Genomic DNA, 21761 nt, shown 5'->3' with positions numbered 1-21761 from the left:
TGGTTAGGCTGGCTGGGTGAGCCCAGCCCCGCCTTCCGGTCCCTCGCTCAGGGATGTCGCACCCGGAGTGCGTGAACTCACCTGGCCCCCTGGTGCCGAGCTGGTCACGGCGGAGGTGCTGCCGCTGCTGGAGCAGGCCTTCACCGACGGCGGGCACCGCGTCGAGGCGCGGGTCCTGGTCGGCGACCGGGACAGCCGCATCGCCCTGCAGCGTGCGGGGTTGCGTCCGGAGGGCACCGCCAGGGGCCGCGGTATGTCGAGTGCCGGCGAGCCCGCCGACCTCACCGTGCTCGCCCGGCTGGCTTCTGACCCCGAGCCGGGCACCCGGGAGTCCTTCCTCGCCATGCTCAACGCCACGCTGCCCAGGACGCGGGTGATCGCTCAGGGCCTGGTCCGGGACGCCCGCGGTCGGGTGCTGCTCTGTGAGCTCACGTACAAGACCGACTGGGATCTGCCGGGCGGAGTCGTCGACCCGCACGAGTCTCCCCGCGGTGCGCTTGAGCGGGAGGTGGCCGAGGAGCTCGGGCTGGACCTGCGCGCGGGCCGGCTGCTGGCGGTCAACTGGATGCCGCCCTACCGCCAGTGGGATGACGCCGTGCTCTTCGTCTTCGACCTCGGCACCGTCCCCGACCTCATCGAGCGCGCCCGTCTGGAGGCCAGTGAGCTGGCCGCGGTCCACTGGGTGGGCCCGCTGGATCTGGGCTCCCACCTGGCGCCCTACGCCGCCCGCCACCTCACGACGATCCTGGACGCCGGAGCAGCAGCGGGGACCCTGTTCCTGGAGAACGGATCCCCGGTGACGGCCTAGGTCCTTTACCATGACCTCTTGTGTCTCGCCACCGTCGCCAAGAGCAGCGCTCCCTCACCCGGCCCCTGGCGATCCTGCTCGCCCTCGCCCTGGCCGCCCTCGCCGTCTACGGCGTCGTGCAGGCACTCAGCGGGGACGACCAGAGCGACCCTGACCGCACCAGCCAGGAGGACCCTGCCGCGCCGAGCGGTGCCCGTGGGGAGCCCGCCAGCGGTGCGGATGCCAGTCCTGCGGATGCCAGCAGCGCTGGCGGTGCGGACCCGGCCGGCTCGTGCGAGGAGACCGACGAGGTGACCGTGCTGGCCGCACCGGAGATCGCCCCGGCGATCCGGGAGGTCGCGCAGACGGCGGACGGGTGCCACGCCTACACGGTGACGGCGCACACCGACCGAGAGGTCGTGGCGCGTCTGACGGGCGATGAGCAACCGACGGCACAGGTGTGGATCCCCACCTCACCCGCCGTCGCAGACGTCGCGGCACGGGCAGGTGTGGAGCTGCAGTCCGGCCCCGTCGTCGCCACCTCACCTGTCGTCCTGGCCGCCGAGGAGGCCGTCTTCGCAGAGGTCACAGCGGCTCTCGTCGACGAGCCCACCTGGGCCGACCTGGTCACCGCCGAGCTGCCGCTCGTGGTGGGCGACCCCGGGCAGGACCCGGCCACCCGTTCCACCCTCCTGGCAGCCCAGTCCGGGCTCGGTGAGTCCGACGCGGCCCGGGTGCTCACGCAGAACCTGATGGTGGGCCTCGCCCAGAACGCGACCGCGGACCCGCTGGGCGCCGTGGCCTCGGGCCTGCCCGTCTTCGTGCCCACCACCGCGGCCCAGGTGGCCGCCTCCGCCGACACCGATGTCGCGCTCGCGGGACTGACGCCACGAGGAGGTGCCGGATCGGTGTCCTACTCGTTCGTGGTGCTCCCGGGCGGGGAGAGTGCTCCCGGCGTCGCCGAGCTGGAGGAAGCGCTGCTCAGTGACGCGGCCGCGTCGGTGCTCCAGGCCGGCGGGTTTTCCGCCGGCGACGCCGCCGCCACAGCGCCGGATGAGGCCGCCGTCGCCGCGCTCACCGAGCAGTGGGGTGCGCTCAACCCGCCGTCGCGGCTGCTCGCGGTCATCGACGTCTCCGGCTCGATGGACGAACAGGTCGCGGACACGACCAGGATCGGCATCACCAGCGAGGCGGCGGGGGTGGGGCTGAGCATGTTCCCCGACGACAGCGCCGTCGGGTTGTGGGCCTTCTCGACCGACCGGGGCCCGGAGGGTGAGGACTTCGCCGAGCTGCTGCCGGTGCGCCCACTCACCGAGGAGGCTGCCGGTCGGACGCAGCGTGCGTTGCTGGGGGAGGCTGCCGAGGGTCTGACCCAGGACTTCACGACCGGGGACACCGGACTGCACGACACGATCCTGGCGGCCTACCGGCACATGCAGGAAGACTGGCAGGAGGGCTATGTCAGCTCCATCGTCCTGCTCACCGATGGTGTCAACGACGACTCCACCGGTGGCCTCAGCGAGGACGAGCTCATCACTGAGCTCGAGGCCGCAGCCGACCCGGCGCGGGAGGTCCGGTTGATCCTGATCGGCATGGGGCCCGATGTCGACTCGGCGGCGCTGGACCGGGTCGCGACGGCGGCCGGCGGACAGTCGTTCGCCGCGGAGGACCCGCGCGACATCGGTCAGGTCTTTGTGCAGGCGATCGCGGCCCGCCACGGCTGACCGTTCGGCGGGATCGTCAGGGAGAAAGGGTGCGAGCGGGCATGCAGTTGTGGTTGGAGATCTTCCTGGCGCTGAGCGTTGCGCTGGCGCTGGCCGGCGTGCCGATCGGCCTGTGGCTCCTGGCCGATCGGCTCCGACCTGATCGAGTGGCCCATCCCGGTGAGGTGGAGGGCGAGGCTGACGCCCCGGTCGTGCGTCACTCCTATGACGTGCGAGACCACGGTGGGCCCATCGTCGAGCGCCGCGGGCCCAACGTCACCGAGAGCCGCACGCGCGATGTGATCGACCACACCAGCGGGGACAACCCCCGCCTCTGACCCGCCACGCCACATGCAGACACGCGCCCGCGGCCGCACGCAGGCGCGACGCGACCCGCCCGGTCCGCCCCTGAGCGGCGCGAGCCGCCGGTTCGGGTCATGATGGGGTGACAGGGAACACATTCCCCGCGAGGCAAAGGAGACACAATGGGTATCGGACTCGGCATCACCCTGCTGGTGGTGGGAGCGATCATGTCCTTCACCACGCTCGACAGCGACTACATCGGCACCAACCTCGACGTCGTGGGATGGATCCTGATCGCCGGCGGAGCGCTCGCCATCATCCTCGGACTGATCCAGAACGCTCAGCGCACCCGGACCGCCCACACCGTCGTCCAGGAGCGTCGTGGCGGCCCCGACGTGGTGGAGCGCGACGTCATCGACCGCCGCGACGACCCACGTGTCTAGCTGACCGGCAGACGCGTGGTCAGGAACTCGACCGTCTGATCCCAAGCAGCGGCCGAGGCGCCCGGGTGGGCGAACATCGGGTGCGGGTTGTCAAAGGCGTGGCCGGCGCCGTCGTGCAACTCGAACTGCACGTCCCGGTGGTCGCCGCGGACCGCCTCGCGGATCAGCGTCACCTGCTCCATCGGGATGTAGGCATCCGCCGTGCCGAAGTGATGCAGGCTGGGGACGTTGACCCGCACCCCGGAGTCCACCAGCTGCGGTAGGGCCGAGCCGTAGTAACTCACCAGCGCCGCAGGGGTGGTCGGTGCCGCGGCAGCGGTCGCGTAGGCCAACCCGCCGCCCAGGCAGAACCCGACGTAGCCGACAGCACCCACGTGCGGGAGCGTCGCGAGGTGCTCGGTCACCGCGACCCCGTCGCGCACCGCGCTGTCCCAGTCCAGCTGCTGCACCAGGGCCATGCCCTGCTCGAGCATGTCGTCCGCGTCCTCCGGGACAGCCCCTGCGGGGACGCGCCAGTAGAACTCGGGCGCCAGGACGGCATACCCCAGGTCGGCGAGGTCCGCGCAGCGGCTCCGGATGTAGTCGGAGACCCCGAAGATCTCCTGGAAGACCACCAGGGCCGGGCGTTGCCGCCCGTCGCCGGCGTCCGGGAACCACAGGTGCGCGGGCATCGCGCCGTCGGCAGTCGGGATCGAGACCTCGCTCGGCTCGGTGGTCATCAGTCCCTCCCGTCCGGCAGCACGGCGTTGAGGATCATCGAGATGATCGTGATGATCACCGCGCCGAGCACGGCATCCCACCAGAAGGCCTCGATCGAGAAGCCCAGGTCGAACCAGCCCGCGACCCACGAGGTCAGCCACAGCATGATCGCGTTGAGGATGAAGGTGAACAGTCCGAGCGTCAGGAGCATGACCGGCAGGGACAGCACGAACAGGATCGGCTTGATCACGGCGTTCAGGACACCGAAGATCAGACCGACCGCCACGATGGTCAGGACGAAGGCGGTCGTGTTGGAGGTGTCCTCGAACACGATGCCGTCGATGATCCGGGAGGTGATCCACAGCGCCACGGCGTTGACGAGGACTCTGATGAGGAACGACATGGGTCCATCGTTGCACCTCCGACTAGTCTCGTGCCCATGAATGATGGTGTCCGCCTCCGCAAGACGCTCGAGGGCGTCCCCGCCTACAAGCCGGGCAAGCCGGCCGCCCCCGTCGAGGGGCTGACGGCCTACAAGATCTCCTCGAACGAGAACCCGTACCCCCCGCTGCCCTCGGTCGTGCAGGTCGTGGCTGACGCGGCGGCCACCATGAACCGCTATCCCGACATGGCCGTCACCCGGCTGACCGAGGCGCTCGCGCAGCGGTGGGACGTCCCGACGACGCACATCGCGACCGGCACCGGGAGCGTCGGTGTCCTCGGCCAGCTGATCAACATCACCTGTGAGCCCGGGGACGAGGTCGTCTACGCCTGGCGCTCCTTCGAGGCCTACCCGATCGTCGTGGCCCTCGCCGGCGCCGCGTCGGTGCAGGTGCCGGTCACGGAGACTGCTGAGCACGACCTGCCCGCCATGGCGGCCGCCGTCACCGACCGGACCCGGCTGATCCTGGTCTGCACGCCCAACAACCCGACCGGCCCGCACGTCTCCGACGCGGCGCTGCGCGAGTTCCTCGGCCAGGTGCCCAACGACGTGCTCGTGGTGATCGACGAGGCCTATCTGGAGTTCAACACCGCCGAGGACGCCCCGGACTCCCTGGCGATCTACCGTGACTTCCCGAATGTCGCTGTGCTGCGCACCTTTTCCAAGGCCTACGGCCTGGCCGGCCTGCGGGTGGGCTACTGCATCGCGCAGGAGAACGTGGCGACGGCCCTGCGCAAGGCGGCCACGCCGTTCGGGGTGTCCGACCTGGCCGAGCGCGCCGCGGTGGCCAGCCTCGCGGCATACGACGAGCTTGAGGTGCGGGTCAAGGCCCTGGTCGATGAGCGCCAGCGGGTGCTGGCGGCGCTGCGCGAGCAGGGGTGGCCGGTGCCGGAGACCGAGGCGAACTTTGTGTGGATGCCACTGGGTGCCGACTCGGGTGCCTTCGCTGCAGCCTGCCAGGAGCACGGGCTCACGGTGCGCCCGTTCCCCGGCGACGGCGTGCGCTGCTCGATCGGGGAGCCCGAGGCCAATGACCGGCTCCTCGAGGTGGCCGCAGAGTTCCGCAACCGCTGACCCCACACCCGCGCTCCCATCGGCGCACCCGAACCGGAATCGTCGAGGTCCACGCGACGGCTCAGCGCTGTGACCTGCGATGATGCGCGAGCGCGTCGCACGATTCCGGTTGGTGTGCGGCGCTGCAGCTGCGTCCAGCTGGCCACCCGTGTGCCCAAGGTCACCTGCCAGCCTGCCGGTGCCTGCGCATCACGCGTTCAAGGGCACCTCGGCGCTGCGGTAGCGTGGGACCGACCCTGCAACAGGCCGTGGCGCTCGCCGCGTCGGGCCGCATGAAGGAGCAAGAACCAGTGAGCGACGACGTCGTCGCGCCGGTGGACACCGCCGCGCCCGCGACCCATGAACCACCCGCGAGGGACATCACCGACGGTGGACCCGAGATGGTCCAGTTCCTCGACGCCGAGGGCAACCGGGTCCCGGTGACCGAGGCCAACTCCGCCTATGCCGAGTTCATCGAGGACGTCGACGGCGAGGAACTGCGCAGCCTCTACCGCGACCTGGTGCTGGTGCGCCGGGTGGACGCCGAGGGGCACGCACTCCAGCGTCAGGGCGAGCTCGGACTCTGGCCCTCACTGCTGGGCCAGGAAGCCGCCCAGGTCGGGGCCGGACGGGCGATGCGCCCCCAGGACTACGCCTTCCCCGGCTATCGGGAGCACGGCGTGGCGTGGTGCAAGGGAGTCGACCCGGTCAACCTGCTGGGGATGTTCCGCGGCGTCAACCACGGTGGCTGGGACTCCAACGAGAACAACTTCCACCTCTACACGATCGTCATCGGCAACCAGATGCTGCACGCCGCCGGCTACGCGCTGGGTGTCCAGAAGGACGGGCTGGTCGGCTCCGGGGACGTGGACCGCGACGCCGCGGTGATGGCCTTCACCGGGGACGGCGGCACGGCACAGGGTGACTACAACGAGGCGCTCGTCTTCGCCTCGGTCGCGCACTCGCCGGTCGTCTTCTTCGTGCAGAACAACCACTGGGCCATCTCCGAGCCCAACGAGAAGCAGTTCACCATCCCGCCCTATCAGCGCGCCCGCGGCTTCGGGCTCCCCGGCGTCCGGGTCGACGGCAATGACGTGCTGGCCTCGCTCGCGGTGACCCGTGCGGCGCTGCACCGGGCGCGGTCGGGACAGGGTCCGACGCTGATCGAGGCCTTCACCTACCGGATGGGTGCCCACACCACCTCCGATGACCCGACGAAGTACCGCATCGCCGCCGAGGTCGACCTCTGGAAGAAGAAGGACCCGATCGACCGGCTGCGCAAGCACCTGGTGGCGCAGGGACTGGGCGACGACGACTGGTTCGCCGAGCTGGAGGCCGAGGCCGACGAGCTGGCCCTGCGGATCCGCACCGCCTGCCAGCAGATGCCGAATCCTCCGCACGAGGAGATGTTCGAGAACGTCTACGTCGACCCGCATCCGCTGGTGGAGCGGGAGCGCGACGAGTTCATGGCCTACCAGGCCAGCTTCGAGGAGGACTGATGAGCGCCAGCACAGGGGTGCAGCCCCAGAAGATGACGATCGCCAAGGCGCTCAACGCCGGTCTGCGTGCCTCGATGGAGGCCGACCCCAAGGTCGTGCTGCTCGGTGAGGACATCGGCAAGCTGGGTGGTGTCTTCCGGATCACCGAGGGCCTGCAGAAGGACTTCGGTGAGGACCGCGTGCTGGACACGCCCCTGGCCGAGGCCGGGATCATGGGCACCGCGGTCGGCATGGCTCTGCGTGGCTACCGGCCCGTCGTGGAGATCCAGTTCGACGGCTTTGTCTACCCGGCCTTCGACCAGATCATCAGCCAGGTCGCCAAGATGCACTACCGGTCGCTGGGGCACCTGCGGCTCCCGATGGTCATCCGCATCCCCTACGGCGGCGGCATCGGCGCGGTGGAGCACCACAGTGAGTCCAACGAGGCGTACTTCGCGCACACCGCGGGGCTGCGCGTCGTGACGGCGGCGACGCCCGAGGACGCCTACTGGATGATGCAGCAGGCCATCTCCAGTGATGACCCGGTGGTCTTCTATGAGCCCAAGCGGCGCTATCACGAGCGTGGTGAGGTCGAGCTCGGTGACACCGCTCCGCTGGGCCTGCACGATGCCGTCGTCCGGGCGCAGGGCAGCGACCTCACCCTGGTCACCTACGGCCCGATGGTCAAGACCGCGATGATCGCTGCCCAGGCTGCCGAGGCCGAGGGCACCTCGGTCGAGGTCGTCGACCTGCGCTCGCTGTCGCCGCTGGACCGCCCGACCATCCTTGACTCCGTCGTCAAGACCGGTCGCGCGGTCGTCGTGCACGAGGCGCAGACCTTCCTGGGGATGGGGGCCGAGGTGGCCGCCCTGATTCAGCAGGAGGCGTTCTACCATCTGGAGGCGCCAGTCCTGCGGGTCGGGGGCTACAACATTCCCTACCCGCCCAGCCGGCACGAGGAAGTTTTCCTCCCCGATATCGACCGCATCCTGGACGCGGTCGACCGCTCGCTCGCCTACTGAGTGCCTGGCACTCTCGACCACCTGACCGCCACCCGCTCGCTCACCTAGGAGTCCGCCGTGCCACAGTTCAACCTTCCCGACCCCGGTGAGGGCCTCGTCGAGGCCGAGATCGTCACCTGGAAGGTCAAGGTCGGTGACGAGGTCAAGGTCAACGACATCGTCGTGGAGATCGAGACGGCGAAGTCGCTGGTCGAGCTGCCCATCCCCTGGACTGGCACGGTCTCGCAGATCCTGGCCGAGGAGGGCACCACGGTCGAGGTGGGCCAACCGATCATCGTGATCGACACCGGCGACGAGGCTCCGGCCGAGGGTGGCACCGCCGAGACCTCGGGGGTCGACGCCGCCGAGGGCGGAGCGGAGGAGCCCCAGCGGGAGGCGAACCTGGTCGGGTATGGGCCAGCCGCCACGGCCACCGCCCGCCGGCCGCGCAAGCGGGGTGGCAGCGCGCAGGCCCCGGCCGCTGAGCCGGCCCAGGCTGCACCCGCCGCCGACCCGGCCCAGGCTGCACCGGCCGCGCCTGCCCAGGCTGCACCGGCCGCGCCTGCACCTGCAGCTCCTGGGTCCGCCGCCGCACCGACCGCGCCCGCTAGGTCAGGCACCCCCAGTGCTCCCACCCCGGCAACGCCTGACACAGGCTCCGCCCGAGGTGGCAAGGTGCTGGCCAAGCCGCCGGTCCGCAAGTACGCCAAGGACAAGGGCATCGACCTGACCGCCATCACCCCGACCCGGGAGGACGGAGTGATCAGCCGCGCCGACGTCGACGCCTATCTGGCCGGCCCAGCCGCTGCGGCCGCCGCACCGCCGACCACCGACGCCGGTGACCCGGCAGCCGCAGCCAGCGCGTCCGCATACGCCGCCCCTGTCTTTGACCGCGCGGGCGAGCGGGAGACCCGCACCCCGGTCAAGGGTGTGCGCAAGATGACCGCCCAGGCGATGGTCGGCTCGGCGTTCACCGCGCCGCACGTGACCGAGTTCATCACCGTCGACGTCAGCGCGACCATGGAGCTCGTCGAGCGACTCAAGAGCGACCGCGAGTTCCGTGACGTGCGGGTCAACCCGATGCTGCTGGTCGCCAAGGCCGTGTGCCTGGCTGTGAAGCGCAACCCCGGCATGATCGCGGTGTGGGACGAGGCCGCGCAGGAGATCGTCCAGAAGAACTACGTCAACCTCGGGATCGCCGCGGCCACCCCGCGCGGGCTGATGGTGCCGAACATCAAGGACGCGGACCTGATGGACCTGCGTCAGCTCGCCGACGCGATGAGCAACCTGGTCGAGACCGCCCGGTCCGGCCGCACCCAGCCGGCCGAGATGTCCGGTGGGTCGATCACGATCACCAACGTGGGCGTGTTCGGCGTGGACACCGGCACCCCGATCATCAACCCGGGCGAGTCCGCGATCGTCTGCTTCGGCGCGGTCCGGCGGCAGCCGTGGGTGGTCACCGCCGCCGACGGCACCGAGGAGATCGTGCCGCGTTGGATCACCCAGCTCGCGGTCTCCTTCGACCACCGCGTCATCGACGGCGAGCTGGGCTCGAAGTTCCTGGCCGACCTGGCCGCGATCTTGGAGGACCCCGCCAAGGCCCTCGTCTGGGGCTGACCCTCATGGTGACGTCGGGGCGCCGTCGTGCGCCGCGGCTGCGGGACCGGCTGTTCACCGGTCTCTGCGTGCTGTGCGCCTTCGGCGTGGTCTTCCTCGCCCTCTCCCGGGGCAACCCGCGGGCTGCCGTCATCGGCGGTGTGCTGTTCCTTGGCTACGCGGTCCTGCACGCGGTCGTGCGGCGTCTCGAGCCTGCGGCGCGGCTGGCGACCGGGCAGGAGGCAGATGCCGCCGAGCGACTCACCCAGTTCCGGGCCACCCGGACTGCTGGCCAGGTCGCCCTGGTGACCGCCGTCGTGGGGGTGGCCCTGAGCCTGTTCGCCGACTGGGACACCGGTCTCTGGGTGGCCGGCGCCGCGGTGCTGGTCGTGGCCTCGTTCGTCGTCGCTCTCTGGTGGTTCGGTCGGTTGAAGGACTGAGAATCCACACCTGCCGCACGCTGCCGCATCTCACAGGCGCGTGCGTGCGGTAGCCTGCGAGGCATGGGCAACGCTGCGGTGGAGATGTTCCTGCGTGCGATCGCCACCGACGTGACGGTCGCAGAGTTCACACGCGCCGCGGCCGAGCATCCCGAGTGGATGCCACAGCGTGCACCCAGTCCGACGGCTGCGCCGGTGCCGAGTGATCAGTTGGACGCGGTGCTGGCCGCATCCGGCCTGTCAGCCGACCAGCTGGAGGAGACCCGGCGAGAAGCGCGGGACCCTGGGCTGGGCGCCCGGATCGCCCTCCATGACGCCGGGATCGCTGCGGACCTGCTGCGCTCGTCGCGCACGGCTCAGCAGGTCGCCGAACTCCTCGACCGTGACTCTTCCAACATCAGACGCGGCGTGCAGGCGGGCCGCTACTACGCCGTGCGGGTGGCCGGTGCGCTGCGTCTGCCGGATTGGCAGTTCGTCGAGCGGACAACCTACGACTACACCCCCGGTGAGGATGCGGTGCCGGACATCGAGATCGTGCCGCTCCCTAACCTGTCCGCTGTCGTCGCGGCCATTCCGGAGGGTCTGCACCCTCAGGTCATCGCCGGGTTCATGGACACCCCGCAGCCCGAACTGGACGATCGGTCCCCGATCGAGTGGCTCACTGGGGGCGGCGACCCCGAGCCGGTGAGCGACCTGGTTGCGGGGCTGGTCCACCAGTGAGCGGATGGTCATCCAGGGCACCGAACATGCCTCCGGTGCCCCTATCGGTCACCGCGCAGGATGTGCGCCTGTGGTCCAACCAGCTGTTGCGGATCGCTCCGACCACGACGACACATGCCCTCCCATTCGGCTCCCTGCGCACCTACGGTCCAGTCCCCGGGAGCCGGTGGGACCCGCACCCGGCTGGTGCGCCCACCGTGCATCCGCCGCGATGGGGCGTGCTCTACACCTCGTCCACGCTGACGGCCGCGTGCGCAGAAACCAGTCAGCGGACTCGCACCATCGACCGTCGCACCGGTGCTCCGGCAGTGACCACGTGGACCCCCACCCGGCCCTTGCGGTTGCTCGACCTCACCGCGGGGAGCACGTGGCTGATCCGCCACCAGGCTTCCGCGGCCCTGACGACCAGACCGGCTCCGCACTGCCAGGCCTGGGCCCACCACATCGTGGCCTCTCTCGATGAGCAGATTGACGGGCTGTATGTGCCCTCGGCATGGACGGGCACCAATGTCGTGCTTTTCGGCCCAGCCGCTGACGCCTTCCCACCTGCGCCGACGCACCGGGTGCCGCTCGACGACCCGGCCCTGTTCCCCGTGCTGCAGCGGGTCGCGGCCCAGATCGGGTGCACGCTGATCTGACCAACACAGACCCGACCCGCGGCATACAGTGGGTCTCGGAGTTCACGCAGGAGGTCACCATGAGCACCCCCAGGATCCGGGCGACGTCGATCTCGATCAGCACGCCGGAGCCGCGCGAGCTCGCGCAGTTCTATGCCCGGCTGCTCGGTGTCGAGGTCGCCGTGTCCGAGGGGCCGCGCGAGGGTGAGCCCGCCGCGGCCGGGTGGGCGCAGATCCGGCCGGAGAGTGACCGGGTGGCGATGACGCTGAACTTCGAGTGGGACGAGCGCTATGTGCCGCCGGTCTGGCCGACCCCGCACGCCGAGCCCGGCGCCACCGGAGCGTTGGGGCCGCAGCAGGCGATGGCGCACCTTGACCTGTGGGTCGATGACCTCGACGAGGCCCAGGTGTGGGCGATGGAGTGCGGCGCACGCACCCACGAGCACCAGCCGCAGGCGGGCGTGCGGGTGATGCTCGACCCGCACGGGCACCCGTTCTGTCTGTTCGTGGGCTGACCCGGGGAGGACGCGGCCACTGACATGCTTTACTCTCTCTTGGGTTAATGCTCAGGAAAAGAAGAGGGTGCAGGGATGGCAGGGCTTCTCGCCAAGATCGTGATCGGCGCCGTGGGTGTCGGGGTGGTGACCGCGGGGGCCGTGCAGGTGGTTGGCGGCCCCGCCGAGGCCGAAGCTGGCGGCTCCGTCGTGGCGTCCGTCGTCAAGGTCGTCGATGGTGACACCCTCGACGTGCGCTACGGCGACGGCGTTCACCGGGTTCGGTTGCTGAATGTCGATGCCCCCGAGAGCAAAGACCCGAACCGACCGGTGGAGTGCCTAGGGCAGGCGGCATCGGAGTACCTCGCCGGTCAGCTTCCCACCGGCAGCGAGGTGACGCTGCAGTTCGACGTTGATCTCCTCGACCCGTACGACCGCGAACTCGCCGGGGTCCTGAAGGATGACGTTCTCATCAACGCTGAGCTGGCGCGTGCCGGCCTGGGTGTGCCTGTGTACTTCGCACCGAACAAGCGCTTTCTGCCCCAGGTTGAGAGCGCACATGCGCAGGCCCGGGCCAGCCAGGTCGGCCTATATGACCCTGCCGCAGAGTGTTCGATCCCTGCCCAGGTGGAGCAACTCCGGCGAGCGGACGAACAGCTCAGTGAGGCTGCCCCGGCAGACGACGCAGCAGTCGACGAGATTGTGGCCTATCTCGAGAGTGTCGAGCGACGTCGCGAGAAGGCCGCAGCGCTGCTCCTCCTCCTGGGTGGTGACACCACCATTGCGCCACTTGCGGGCTACGCAACCGATGAGCTCACGTCGATGACAACCACCACTCGGGACCTGGACGGGTCATGGGCAGCCCTCCAGGAGACGTGGACGCAGCGGCAAGCTCAGGCCGCCGAGCGGGAGGCGACCGAAGCGCAGCGCGAGGCGGAGGAAGCGGCCGAGCGGGAGGCGGAGGAAGCGGCCGAGCGGGAAGCGGCCGAGCGTGCGGCTGAGGAGCAGGCTCAACGCGAGGCGGCCGAGCAACGCGAAGCTGAGGAGCAGGAGCGTCGCGCAGCCGAGCAGCGCCAGCAGGACGAGGAGGAGGCCCGTCGCCAGACCCCGACGCCTGCGCCGGCTCCAGCTCCGGCACCGGCTCCCGCCCCGGCGCCACCGCCTGCACCTGCTCCGGCGCCAGAGCCACCCCCGACCCGCCCCGGCGCGGGCTACACAGGGTGTCGCGACTACAGCAAACCCGGGCCCTACTACGACGACAAGGGCCGCGGATACATGCCCATCGACTGCCAGACCAAGGCGCCGCTCGTCCCGTGACCCATCGGCTGGGACAGGACCACACCACCTCCGGATGCCAGCGGCTCCACTGACCGAGCCCTCGGCATACTCGGAGTCATGGCAGATCACCCGGAGGACGTCGCCCACGGCTTTGCGCGCGCCTGGGAGCGAGGGGACGCCGACGCGATCGCGGCGCTCTTCGTGGAGGATGCGGACTTCGTCAACGTCGTCGGCTTCTGGTGGACCAGGCGGGAGCAGATCCGGCACAACCACGCCTACGGTTTCGAGCGGATCTTCCCGGGCAGCACCATGACCATCGAACGACTGAGGGTGCGTGACCTGGGGGAGAGCGCGGTGGTGCTCGCCCGGTGGAGGATCGACGGGCAGCGTATGCCGTCACCCCGGGGCCACGCCCCCGTCACCGCGGACGCCGCCCCGGCTTCGGGGGATGCTCGGTCCGGGGACCAGGGCCAGGGTCGCGCGGGTCGGCGCCGCGGCATCCTCACCTTCGTGGTCCACCGGCAGCGCGACGGGTCGTGGCTGGCGGTCGCGGCGCAGAACACCGACATCGTCCCCGGCGCGCAGACCCTGCTGGCCGGACCCTCGGGCACGGATGCGGTGCGCTATGACTGACCCGAGTGTGCTGAGAGCCGAGCACATCAGCAGGGATCGGCAACTGCTGGTTACAGTTACGCCCGATGAGTGAGCACCAGACACCTGCGGCGGACCCTCCGCGTCCGTCGGTGTCCCCTGGCGCCTCTGCGGAAGGAACAGGCGAGGCCGCACGCACAGACCTGGCGGGGGTGCGCGAGACGGCGGAGATCCTGCGCGGCACGACGGCGCTGCTGGCGCGCAACTGGTTGCCACTGTTGGCGATCGCGGCCGCCAGCCTGTTGGCCCACGAGCTGCTCTCCCGACTCGCGGTCGCCGCCGGGATCGTCGGCGCCGTGCCCGGATTCCTCGCGCTGGCGCTGGTTCCCCTCGTGAGTCTGGCGGCCCTGGTCGGGATGCTGCTCGTCGTGCGCAGCCGAGTGGGTCGGCGCACCAGCCCGTGGGGCGTGATCGCCGCCGCGGGCAGTGTGCTCGTGCCCTTCCTGGTGGTCTATGAGAGCCGCGGGGACCTGCGTGCCGACCTCATCGACTACTCCCGGGGCACGCTGTATGAGCAGCTCGGCGCCGAGACCCCGATCAGCGGGCTGCCGCAGATCGCCTCCTGGCTCGTGCTGGGCATCGTCATCGGGGCGCTGGTCGTCCGGGCCGTCGGCACCCGGCTCGCGAGCGACGAGCGGCTGGGCCCGGCGGAGGGCCCGCGGCGCAGCCTGCTGCAGATCCTGGCTGGCTACGCCGAGGCAGTGTGGATGACGCTCGGAGCCTGGGTGCTGGCCGGCGTGCTCAGCGGGGTGATGGGCTGGTGGTCGAGCCGGACGGTTGCCCTGGCGCTCTCGGAGATGTGGGCGCGGGTGCGGGTGAACCTGCCCAGTCTGGGCGCCTTCGGTGACTGGGTCCTCAGCGTCGTGCCCGTGGTGGCCGATGCGGTGGTCATCGGCCTGGTGGTCCCGATCTCGATGCTCACCATCGCCGTCATCGTCTACGGCTTGCAGGTCGCCGACACGGTCAAGCCCGACGACGTCGTCCGTGCGGTCCGCACGGGCCGGTGGACCGCCCTGACCCGGCGGGTGGGAGATGCGCCGCTGCGTCAGGCGTGGAGGCGGCTGTCCGACACCGAGAGCCGCTTCGGTGCCCTGGCGGGCGGGCTCGCGCTCGTGCTGCGCTCGGCCTTCGCCCCGGTGCTTGCCTACTGCATGCTGTTCACGCTGCTGGCCCAGCTCGACGTGGTGGTCTGGTGGCTTGCCCGGCTCGTTCTGGGCTGGCGCACCGAACTGTTCTGGGACGCGCTCTACGTGCCGCTCGGCGGGGTCGCGGAGCTGCTCACGCTGGTGTTGACCGTCGTGCTCACCGCGGTCTTTGCCGATCGGCTGCTGATGCGGTTCGGCGCGGCCGGGCAGTTGCGTGGCCGGCGCCCGCGTCAGGAGGGCAGCGGCAGCTCGATGAACCGCGCTGGAGGGAACTCGCGGCCATCCACCCGCACCGAGACGAGCTCGGCATCAACGGGGACGAGCACCAGCACGGACTGAGCCGTCGGCACCGGCTCCTCCTCCGGGTCGGACGTGCCGCACGTCAGGGACGACTCATACGGGTCGGTGCGGGGCACCTCCTCCCCGGCCAGGAACAACCGGCCCCCCTCGTCGCGCACCTGCACCTCGCACGAGCTCAGGTCCGTGGGCGTGCCAGTCTCGACGGAGAAGTCCAGCGCGAGGAACTGGAACCCTGCAGGGGGTTGCTCCTCGTCCACCACCGGCACCGTCTCGACCGCCTCGAGTCGCACGCTCAGGGTGTCGATGCTGGCCCAGCCCGTGCCGTCCGGCTCGACGGCGACGTTCTGCCCGAAGGCCCACCAGGCCTCTCGGCCCTGCTCACTGGCGAACCACCCCCACCCCGCGAGCGACACCACCAGGGCGACGGCAGCGGCCACCGTCGTGCCGCGACGGTGTTCCCGGGGCGGGGCCGGAGCTCGGGCGCCGCGGGGCCGAGGGGCGGTCGCGGTGCTGCCCTCGCCGGCGGTGTCCGTGCTCGTCGCGGGAGGCGAGGGCTCAGGAGGCTGCTGCTCGCTCATCGTTCGCCCTCCGCCAGCACGCGCGCCGACTCCAGGACCAGCGGCTCGGAGCTGGCTGCGACCGTGAGCGGGACCCGCAGGATCGACGCGGGGCGTTGCGTGTGCGGAGTCTCGGGGCGGAACTCCAACGTGAGGTCACCGACCGCCTCGCCTGGCACCTCGAACAGCAGGGTGCCGCGGTGCCAGATGTCCGGCCCAGCAGGCCAGACCCGGCCATCGGACCCGAAGCCGGAAGGCTCCACGAACTCCCGGCCGTCGCCGTCGATCAGCACGACCTCCTCCGGCGTCTCCCAGGCGTCGGTGGTGGCGTAGGAGAGGTCGACCACCACGAAGACTGCGGGACTGGTCACCACATCATCGTCCTCGAGCTGGGTCGCCGTCGTCGCGCCGTGCACGTGGACCTGGAAGTTGCCGACCGTGCTGTCGGAGCCCTCCTCGCCGTGCTGCACGCTGTGCCAGCCAGTGGCGAGAAAGTTGCTGTCGATCGCGTTGGCTCCACCGCCCACGGCGATCGCGGCGACGAGCATGGCGGCCGCCGCCCACCGGGAGCGCCTCACTCGTCCTCCTCCTCGAGGATGGCGGCCGGGGCCTCACCCAGCGGGAGGCGCACATGGAAGGCGTTCGCCGTGGCGCGCCAGGTGTGCTGCCCGGCCTCGATGGTCCATTCCGTCCAGGCCGTCTCGTTCATCGTGAGCATCAGCTCAGCGGGTGGGTCCGCCAGGGCCGTGGTGCGCCACAGCAGCGCGACCTCGTAGGTGACTCCGGGCTGGGCCCAGCCCAGCCGGCCGCCGGTGTCCAGGCGAAGCACCTCCGTGGGGTTGAGCCGATCGTCGGTCGGGATGCCGTCGGTGAGCTCGAAGGTCTGGTCACTGAAGTCGACACTGATCGGTTGCGTGCCCTGGTTGGTGATCTGCACGAGGGCGCCCACCCAGAGCTCGCCCTCCTCCAGGCTGCCGGCATCGACCCGCTCGGAGACGAAGTAGGACCGCGGCACGACCCGGTAGGCGCCGGTATCGGTCAGGGTCCCGGGCTCGACCTCGCGCGGGGGTGGTTCCGCGGCGCCGAGACCCCCGGAGGCGGCCAGCACCACGGGGATCACCAGCAGCAGTGAGAGCACGAGGCGGCGCGGCCACGTGGCGAGCAGGAACGCCAGGGCCGTGCGTGCGGTGATCGCCCCGGGCTCAGTCACCCGGTCAGGATAACCGTGGACGGCAGGGAGTCACGGACCAGCACCGGGCAACAGAACGGCGCCGACCCCACACGGGGATCGGCGCCGTCAGTTTCCGGGGACCGGACTCAGCAGAGCATCAGCCCGCGCAGGCGGTCTCCAGCTCGGCCTGTGCGTCTGCGGACGCATGGGTGTCGATCTCCGGGAGGGTGATCGTGCCGGCATCGGGGTCGACGACGTCCTCGCTGCCCTCGTTGACCAGGTCCACGACCTCGGTGAACGGGGCGTTGACCGTCGTGATCAGGCTGGAGATGTCCTCCGGTGCCTCCTCGGCGGTGGCGTCCAGGCGGCTCTTCAGCAGCATGACCTCGCTGTAGGTCACCTGGTCGGTCACCTCACCGGCTTCGAGGGCCGAGCGTGCGGCCTCGGCGCGGTCGGCCAACGGGCCGCCCTCGGTGAAGAACTCGTTGCAGGCCGGCTCGCTGTACTCGCCACCGGCAGCCTCGGTCTGGTCGGCGGCGTCGCCGGTCTCCTCGGCGGTGTCACCGGTCTCGTCGCCGGTCTCCTCGGCAGTGTCGCTGGTCTCCTCGGTCCCCTCGTCGGCGCTCTCCTCGGAGGTGGTGGCCTCCTCCGGCTCATCCTCGGCGCTGCACGCGCCCAGGGCCAGGGTGGCGGTCATCGCCAGGGCGACCACGCTGAACTTCTTCATGTCTGTTGCTCCTCTTCATCGTCCACGGACCCGGATGGGCGCACAGTGCGAGGGAGGCCTGACAGGTCATCCACTGCACACGCGGCGACATTGACCCGGGCAAACACGTCGGGCGACCTTCGCCCGGTGGTGTCTTCCGATATCTTGCGGCAATTGCTTACCCAAAGCAACTTGGTTTCACAGGTCCCCGCCGACCTGTGGGGCGGGTCGCCCCAGAGCCTCTGCCACAGCACGGGAGAGCCGTGCGAGGCCGCTCCCAAAAGAGGAGAGAGGCGTGCGAGACCGCCACCAGATGACGGTCAGGGAGTGAAGGCGATAGCGTCCAGGACGCGCGCCGCAAGGTCCTCGTCGCCGACCACGGAGTATGCCGTGTCGCCCGTCGGGCGTCGACCTGCGGCCCGGCGCCCGAGGGCTTCGGTGGACAGGCTGATGGTGGTGGTCGGGTCGTCCTCGGAGTGCACGGCCTCGCCCATGCCGCTCTCGCTCTCGCCGGTGAACAGCACATGGTCGCTGCGCTCGCCGGCCGCGTCGTGGCTGACCCGAACACCTGCCCGGGCGGTCACCGGGCCGGTGCTCTCCAGGATGACCGTCTGCGCGTCCTCCATCGGCACGGCCTGCATCAGCCGCGGGAAACTCACCACGATGGCCTTCACGAACGTGGCCGCCGCCGGGGTGTCCAGGTCGCCCAACCTCCCGAGGGCCTCGCGGATGTCCTGCTCGTGCACCCAGATGTCGTTGAGTCGCAGCTTCAGCAGCGACCCGAGCGGCCTGGTCGTGCCGAGTGGTGCACGCACCTCGGTCTCCAGCGTCAGGTCCGGGTTGGCCAGCGTCGCCAGCCTCCGCTGCAGGAGCTCCTCCAGCTCGGTGACGACCTCGGTGCCCGGGGTGCCGCGACGGGCGTGGACGCCCTGCTCCATCCAGGCCGCGAACTCGTGGTGCACGTGCTCCAGGTCGCTGATCTCCACCTCCGGGTTCTCGCCACCTTCGAGAAAGTGCTCGACCGCGGCCACGTGGGCGATGTGGTCCTGCACACTCCATCCCGGGCACGACGTCGACAGGGCGAAGTCGTCCGCGGAGCACGTGCTGCCCAGGTCGATCACTGCCTGCACGACCTGGCGGAAGCCCTCGATGAGTCCGTCGAGGTCACTCGGGGGAGCAGGATGGATCGGCATACAGGGAGCCTACCTAGCATGGGGGCGTGACGACAGACCAGGCTGCACCCACCACGACCCCACCCTCGCCCCAGCTCGGGCGGGTCCTGGCGGGCCCGGCAGGGATGGTGCTGGTGGCCGCCCTCCTGGTGGCCGTGGTCGCCGGAGCCCTGTCCGGTGCGCTCGCGCCGCTTCTGTTGGGCGACACAGGCCCGGTCGTGCGCTACGGCCAGGTCATCAACAGGGTCGTCCACGACCTGTCCGCCGCGCTGACCATCGGCCTTCTGCTGGTGGCTGCCTTCCTCACGCCCGAGGGGCGCGGGACCGCGCGCCGGTCGACGGCAGCGGTTGCCGCGGCCTACTCCGCCGGTGCCTGGACGCTGACCTGTTTCGTCGGGCTCGCGCTGACCTTCTCCCAGTCCTCCGGGTTGTTGCTCACCGACCCGGCGTTCTTCGGTGAGCTGCGCAGCACGGCCTGGCCCCTGGAGATCACCCGCCTGATCATCATCGAGCTGGCGATGGCCTTCGCGGTCTGCGTCCTGGCCGCCTGGGCACGCACCCGCGGACAGCTCGCCTGGGTGTTCACCATCGCCCTGGCGACCCTCTGGCCGATCAGCTTCGCCGGGCACAGCAGCGGCCTGGTGGGTCACGAGCAGGGGATGACCGCCCTCCTCATCCACCTGGTCGGCATCACGCTGTGGGTGGGCGGGCTGCTCGCGATCGTGATCCTGCGTCCGGTGCTGGGCACGGCCGTCCAGGTGACCCTGGAGCGCTACTCGCCGGTCGCGCTGGCCTGTTACGTCGCGGTCGGCGGCTCCGGGGTGCTGTTCGCCTTCCTCCAGGCAGACAACCTGGCCGACCTGATCACTCCCTACTGGATGCTGCTGTGGCTCAAGGTGGTCGCGCTCCTGGTCCTGGGCATGTTCGGCTACAACCAGCGGAGGCTGCTCCTGGAGCGTGGTGCCGCGACACCGGGAGTCTTCGCTCGCCTCGCGGTCACCGAGCTCGGGGTCATGGCGGTTGCCCTCGGACTCGGTGTCGCCCTGGCCCGCACCCCGCCGCCGGTCATCGAGGACCTCACCGGTGTCGACCCGGCGCTCAACCTGACCGGCTTCCCCACGCCTGAGCCGTTCACCGCGAGCCGGCTGCTGACCGCGTGGGAGCCGATGTGGATGTTCCTGCTGCCCGCGCTGGCGCTGATCGGGCTCTACCTGGCAGGTGTCCGTCGGCTCCGCCGCCGGGGTGACGCCTGGCCGGTGGGGCGCACCGTGCTGTGGGTGATCGGCTGGGCGATCTTCATCTATGCGACCTCCGGCGCCCCGGGGATGTACGGCAAGGTGCAGTTCAGCCTGCACATGGTGATGCACATGGCGCTGATGATGGCCGTGCCGATCTTCCTGGTCCCGGCGGCACCGGTCACTCTCGCGCTGCGGGCGCTCACGCCGCGCACCGACAAGACGCTGGGCCCGCGGGAGGTGATCCTGGCGATCGTGCACTCGCGGTGGGCGGGCTTCTTCGTGCAGCCCCTCGTGGCTGCCGTCCTGTTCTTCGGCTCGCTGATCGCCTTCTACTACACGGCCTGGTTCGAGTGGTCGCTGTCCACCCACTCCGGGCACGTGGTGATGGTGGTGCACTTCTTCCTGTCCGGCTATGCCTTCGTCTGGGCGCTGGCCGGGACCGACCCCGGGCCCCGCAAGTGGCCGGCGCCCATGCGCCTGATGATCCTGATCGGCACCCTGGCCGCGCACGCCTTCTTCGGGCTGGCACTGATGTCCGGCACCTGGTTGCTGGCCCCCGGGTTCTTCAAGACCGTCGACCTGCCGTGGGTGCCGGACCTGTTGGCCGACCAGCAGCTGGCCGGCATGATCGCCTGGGGCATCGGAGAGCTGCCCACCGTGGTCCTGGCGATGATGGTGACCTGGGACTGGCTGCGCAGCGACACCCGCGACGCCAAGCGGCACGACCGCCGGGCCGACCGGGACGGCGACGCCGAGCTCGCCGCCTACAACGAGCATCTCGCCCACCTGGCCCGACACGGCCGCGACACCCGCCCGCAGTAGTCATCGCCAAGGAGACAACGTGCGCATCGCCCTGATCCAGTTGCAGTATGCCGACGGGGAGTCCGTCCCGGACCGCACTGACCGCGTCGTCGACCTGGTCCGTGCCCAGGCGGGTCACGACCTGGTGGTGCTGCCCGAGCTGTGGAGCGCCGGCGGTTTCGACTACCGGGCCTGGCCGGAACGCACCCAGACCGTTGACGGGCCCGTGGTCTCCGCCGTGGCCGAGGCCGCGCGTGAGATCCGTGCCGTGGTGCACGCCGGGTCGATTGCGGAGGCCCCCGACGACGAGTCCGGCCCGGAGGGGCGCGGGCTGTGGAACACGTCGGTGCTGCTGGAGGCGGCGGGTGAGCGGATCGCGCGCTACCGCAAGGTGCACCGCTTCGGGTTCGGCAACGGCGAGCCCCGCCTGATGGAGGCGGGGGAGGACATTGTCGTGCTCGACCTGCCGGCACCGGCGGACGGCCTGCGGGCGGGGCTGTCGACCTGTTACGACCTGCGGTTCCCCGAGCTCTACCGCGCCCAGGTCGACCAGGGGGCCGAGCTCTTCGTGGTCCCCGCGGCGTGGCCCGCAGCCAGGGTCGAGGCATGGCGGCTGCTGCTGCGCGCGCGGGCGGTCGAGAACCAGTGCTTCGTGCTGGGGTGCAACACGGCGGGCACGCACGCGCGCACCGAGATGGGAGGCCGCAGCGCCGTCATCGACCCGCGCGGCGAGGTTCTCGCCGAGGCAGGGACCGGCGAGGAGGTGCTGTCGGTGGAGATCGATCCGGCGCTGGTGCGTGAGTGCCGGGAGCAGTTCCCCGTCCTGGCCGACCGCCGCCTCTAATTTTGGGCTCTTCTGACTCACCTGTGGGTGTTCTGAGGGTGCCTGGGTAGGGCGCACGCCGTTCCCTGCATAGGTTTCTGAGCTGTCAAGGAACAGAAGCCAGTGGTCAGGAGAACGGCGTG

Annotated in this window: 24 protein-coding genes; 17 read left to right on the top strand and 7 right to left on the bottom strand. The window is 70.5% G+C overall.

The genetic code is table 11. From position 1 onward, the window contains the following. The first annotated feature begins 16 nt into the window (after positions 1 to 16). The 4 genes from DPQ65_RS13745 (at position 17) to DPQ65_RS13730 (ending at position 3236) form a co-directional block, all read left to right on the top strand. On the top strand, positions 17 to 808 hold the full coding sequence (locus DPQ65_RS13745) for an NUDIX hydrolase (RefSeq protein ID WP_238146861.1): 792 nt from the start codon (positions 17 to 19) through the stop codon (positions 806 to 808). Positions 809 to 828: 20 nt separating this feature from the next. Beyond that, the gene (locus DPQ65_RS13740; RefSeq protein ID WP_114907926.1) at positions 829 to 2511 is read left to right on the top strand and encodes a substrate-binding domain-containing protein; all 1683 of its coding nucleotides are present in this window, start codon (positions 829 to 831) and stop codon (positions 2509 to 2511) included. Positions 2512 to 2552: 41 nt separating this feature from the next. Further along, a complete protein-coding gene (locus tag DPQ65_RS13735) occupies positions 2553 to 2828 on the top strand; it encodes a hypothetical protein (RefSeq protein WP_114907925.1) in 276 nt (91 codons plus the stop codon). A 147-nt stretch (positions 2829 to 2975) separates the two neighbouring features. Continuing rightward, complete coding sequence (locus DPQ65_RS13730) at positions 2976 to 3236, top strand: DUF6458 family protein (RefSeq protein WP_114907924.1); 261 nt, start codon at positions 2976 to 2978, stop codon at positions 3234 to 3236. Here DPQ65_RS13730 and DPQ65_RS13725 read toward each other — a convergent pair. Both DPQ65_RS13725 and DPQ65_RS13720 read right to left on the bottom strand, forming a co-directional pair. Continuing rightward, on the bottom strand, positions 3233 to 3955 hold the full coding sequence (locus DPQ65_RS13725) for a dienelactone hydrolase family protein (RefSeq protein ID WP_114907923.1): 723 nt from the start codon (positions 3953 to 3955) through the stop codon (positions 3233 to 3235). The genes DPQ65_RS13730 and DPQ65_RS13725 overlap by 4 nt on opposite strands. Further along, a complete protein-coding gene (locus DPQ65_RS13720) occupies positions 3955 to 4338 on the bottom strand; it encodes a phage holin family protein (protein WP_114907922.1) in 384 nt (127 codons plus the stop codon). The genes DPQ65_RS13725 and DPQ65_RS13720 overlap by 1 nt, the downstream gene beginning before the upstream one ends. Positions 4339 to 4374: 36 nt before the next feature. Between DPQ65_RS13720 and hisC the strand changes: the two genes are divergently transcribed. The 11 genes from hisC to DPQ65_RS13665 all read left to right on the top strand — a co-directional run bounded on the left by hisC (position 4375) and on the right by DPQ65_RS13665 (position 15189). Next, positions 4375 to 5451, top strand: a complete 1077-nt coding sequence (gene hisC, locus DPQ65_RS13715) for a histidinol-phosphate transaminase (protein WP_114907921.1) — start codon at positions 4375 to 4377, stop codon at positions 5449 to 5451. 290 nt (positions 5452 to 5741) lie between these two features. Beyond that, positions 5742 to 6929 (top strand): pyruvate dehydrogenase (acetyl-transferring) E1 component subunit alpha, encoded by a 1188-nt coding sequence (gene pdhA, locus DPQ65_RS13710; RefSeq protein ID WP_238146860.1) that lies wholly within the window; start codon positions 5742 to 5744, stop codon positions 6927 to 6929. Beyond that, positions 6929 to 7930, top strand: coding sequence for an alpha-ketoacid dehydrogenase subunit beta (locus DPQ65_RS13705; RefSeq protein WP_114907920.1), 1002 nt, complete (start codon positions 6929 to 6931; stop codon positions 7928 to 7930). The genes pdhA and DPQ65_RS13705 overlap by 1 nt, the downstream gene beginning before the upstream one ends. Before the next feature lie 57 nt (positions 7931 to 7987). Beyond that, positions 7988 to 9526: a dihydrolipoamide acetyltransferase family protein gene (locus tag DPQ65_RS13700; RefSeq protein ID WP_114907919.1), complete on the top strand. Its 1539-nt coding sequence runs from the start codon at positions 7988 to 7990 to the stop codon at positions 9524 to 9526. Positions 9527 to 9531: 5 nt separating this feature from the next. Continuing rightward, positions 9532 to 9945, top strand: a complete 414-nt coding sequence (locus DPQ65_RS13695; protein WP_114907918.1) for a hypothetical protein — start codon at positions 9532 to 9534, stop codon at positions 9943 to 9945. Positions 9946 to 10008: 63 nt separating this feature from the next. Next, the gene (locus tag DPQ65_RS13690; RefSeq protein ID WP_114907917.1) at positions 10009 to 10665 is read left to right on the top strand and encodes a hypothetical protein; all 657 of its coding nucleotides are present in this window, start codon (positions 10009 to 10011) and stop codon (positions 10663 to 10665) included. 35 nt (positions 10666 to 10700) lie between these two features. Further along, positions 10701 to 11303: an RES family NAD+ phosphorylase gene (locus tag DPQ65_RS13685; protein ID WP_162802243.1), complete on the top strand. Its 603-nt coding sequence runs from the start codon at positions 10701 to 10703 to the stop codon at positions 11301 to 11303. A gap of 59 nt (positions 11304 to 11362) precedes the next feature. After that, a complete protein-coding gene (locus tag DPQ65_RS13680) occupies positions 11363 to 11797 on the top strand; it encodes a VOC family protein (RefSeq protein ID WP_114907959.1) in 435 nt (144 codons plus the stop codon). Positions 11798 to 11872: 75 nt separating this feature from the next. Further along, positions 11873 to 13093 (top strand): thermonuclease family protein, encoded by a 1221-nt coding sequence (locus tag DPQ65_RS15890; RefSeq protein ID WP_114907915.1) that lies wholly within the window; start codon positions 11873 to 11875, stop codon positions 13091 to 13093. 78 nt (positions 13094 to 13171) lie between these two features. Beyond that, the gene (locus DPQ65_RS13670; protein WP_114907914.1) at positions 13172 to 13687 is read left to right on the top strand and encodes a YybH family protein; all 516 of its coding nucleotides are present in this window, start codon (positions 13172 to 13174) and stop codon (positions 13685 to 13687) included. A 65-nt stretch (positions 13688 to 13752) separates the two neighbouring features. After that, on the top strand, positions 13753 to 15189 hold the full coding sequence (locus tag DPQ65_RS13665) for a hypothetical protein (RefSeq protein ID WP_162802242.1): 1437 nt from the start codon (positions 13753 to 13755) through the stop codon (positions 15187 to 15189). On the opposite strand, the gene DPQ65_RS15740 is transcribed toward DPQ65_RS13665, so the two are convergent. From DPQ65_RS15740 to DPQ65_RS13645, 5 genes are all read right to left on the bottom strand, one after another. Then, entirely contained in the window at positions 15081 to 15728 is a 648-nt protein-coding gene (locus DPQ65_RS15740) for a hypothetical protein (RefSeq protein ID WP_162802241.1), read from the bottom strand. The two genes, DPQ65_RS13665 and DPQ65_RS15740, sit on opposite strands and share 109 nt — an antisense overlap. After that, positions 15725 to 16285: a DUF4352 domain-containing protein gene (locus DPQ65_RS13660; protein ID WP_114907912.1), complete on the bottom strand. Its 561-nt coding sequence runs from the start codon at positions 16283 to 16285 to the stop codon at positions 15725 to 15727. The genes DPQ65_RS15740 and DPQ65_RS13660 overlap by 4 nt, the downstream gene beginning before the upstream one ends. Continuing rightward, positions 16282 to 16917 carry a hypothetical protein gene (locus DPQ65_RS13655; protein WP_114907911.1) on the bottom strand — a complete coding sequence of 212 codons (636 nt, stop codon included), beginning with the start codon at positions 16915 to 16917 and terminating at the stop codon, positions 16282 to 16284. Before DPQ65_RS13655 ends, DPQ65_RS13660 begins: the two co-directional genes overlap by 4 nt. Positions 16918 to 17035: 118 nt before the next feature. Continuing rightward, positions 17036 to 17605: a hypothetical protein gene (locus DPQ65_RS13650; RefSeq protein ID WP_114907910.1), complete on the bottom strand. Its 570-nt coding sequence runs from the start codon at positions 17603 to 17605 to the stop codon at positions 17036 to 17038. A gap of 299 nt (positions 17606 to 17904) precedes the next feature. After that, a complete protein-coding gene (locus DPQ65_RS13645; RefSeq protein WP_114907909.1) occupies positions 17905 to 18777 on the bottom strand; it encodes a maleylpyruvate isomerase family mycothiol-dependent enzyme in 873 nt (290 codons plus the stop codon). Positions 18778 to 18803: 26 nt separating this feature from the next. On the opposite strand from DPQ65_RS13645, the gene DPQ65_RS13640 reads away from it, so the two are divergent. Both DPQ65_RS13640 and DPQ65_RS13635 read left to right on the top strand, forming a co-directional pair. Continuing rightward, positions 18804 to 20816: a bifunctional copper resistance protein CopD/cytochrome c oxidase assembly protein gene (locus tag DPQ65_RS13640; RefSeq protein ID WP_238146859.1), complete on the top strand. Its 2013-nt coding sequence runs from the start codon at positions 18804 to 18806 to the stop codon at positions 20814 to 20816. A 19-nt stretch (positions 20817 to 20835) separates the two neighbouring features. Beyond that, positions 20836 to 21639 carry a carbon-nitrogen family hydrolase gene (locus DPQ65_RS13635; protein ID WP_114907908.1) on the top strand — a complete coding sequence of 268 codons (804 nt, stop codon included), beginning with the start codon at positions 20836 to 20838 and terminating at the stop codon, positions 21637 to 21639. Positions 21640 to 21761 lie beyond the last annotated feature (122 nt).

The organism is Ornithinimicrobium murale (assembly GCF_003352835.1).
Classification (GTDB): Bacteria; Actinomycetota; Actinomycetes; order Actinomycetales; family Dermatophilaceae; genus Ornithinicoccus; species Ornithinicoccus muralis.
Note: the sequence above shows the minus strand (reverse complement) of the source record. Positions and strands in the feature narration are given on the sequence as shown.

Bases quoted from the DNA above. Each gene is read 5' to 3' on its own strand.
- DPQ65_RS13735 (WP_114907925.1), top strand. From the start codon at position 2,553: ATGCAGTTGTGGTTGGAGATCTTCCTGGCGCTGAGCGTTGCGCTGGCG.
- DPQ65_RS13730 (WP_114907924.1), top strand. From the start codon at position 2,976: ATGGGTATCGGACTCGGCATCACCCTGCTGGTGGTGGGAGCGATCATG.
- DPQ65_RS13725 (WP_114907923.1), bottom strand. From the start codon at position 3,955: ATGACCACCGAGCCGAGCGAGGTCTCGATCCCGACTGCCGACGGCGCG.
- DPQ65_RS13720 (WP_114907922.1), bottom strand. From the start codon at position 4,338: ATGTCGTTCCTCATCAGAGTCCTCGTCAACGCCGTGGCGCTGTGGATC.
- hisC (WP_114907921.1), top strand. From the start codon at position 4,375: ATGAATGATGGTGTCCGCCTCCGCAAGACGCTCGAGGGCGTCCCCGCC.
- DPQ65_RS13705 (WP_114907920.1), top strand. From the start codon at position 6,929: ATGAGCGCCAGCACAGGGGTGCAGCCCCAGAAGATGACGATCGCCAAG.
- DPQ65_RS13695 (WP_114907918.1), top strand. From the start codon at position 9,532: ATGGTGACGTCGGGGCGCCGTCGTGCGCCGCGGCTGCGGGACCGGCTG.
- DPQ65_RS13690 (WP_114907917.1), top strand. From the start codon at position 10,009: ATGGGCAACGCTGCGGTGGAGATGTTCCTGCGTGCGATCGCCACCGAC.
- DPQ65_RS13680 (WP_114907959.1), top strand. From the start codon at position 11,363: ATGAGCACCCCCAGGATCCGGGCGACGTCGATCTCGATCAGCACGCCG.
- DPQ65_RS15890 (WP_114907915.1), top strand. From the start codon at position 11,873: ATGGCAGGGCTTCTCGCCAAGATCGTGATCGGCGCCGTGGGTGTCGGG.
- DPQ65_RS13670 (WP_114907914.1), top strand. From the start codon at position 13,172: ATGGCAGATCACCCGGAGGACGTCGCCCACGGCTTTGCGCGCGCCTGG.
- DPQ65_RS13665 (WP_162802242.1), top strand. From the start codon at position 13,753: ATGAGTGAGCACCAGACACCTGCGGCGGACCCTCCGCGTCCGTCGGTG.
- DPQ65_RS15740 (WP_162802241.1), bottom strand. From the start codon at position 15,728: ATGAGCGAGCAGCAGCCTCCTGAGCCCTCGCCTCCCGCGACGAGCACG.
- DPQ65_RS13650 (WP_114907910.1), bottom strand. From the start codon at position 17,605: ATGAAGAAGTTCAGCGTGGTCGCCCTGGCGATGACCGCCACCCTGGCC.
- DPQ65_RS13645 (WP_114907909.1), bottom strand. From the start codon at position 18,777: ATGCCGATCCATCCTGCTCCCCCGAGTGACCTCGACGGACTCATCGAG.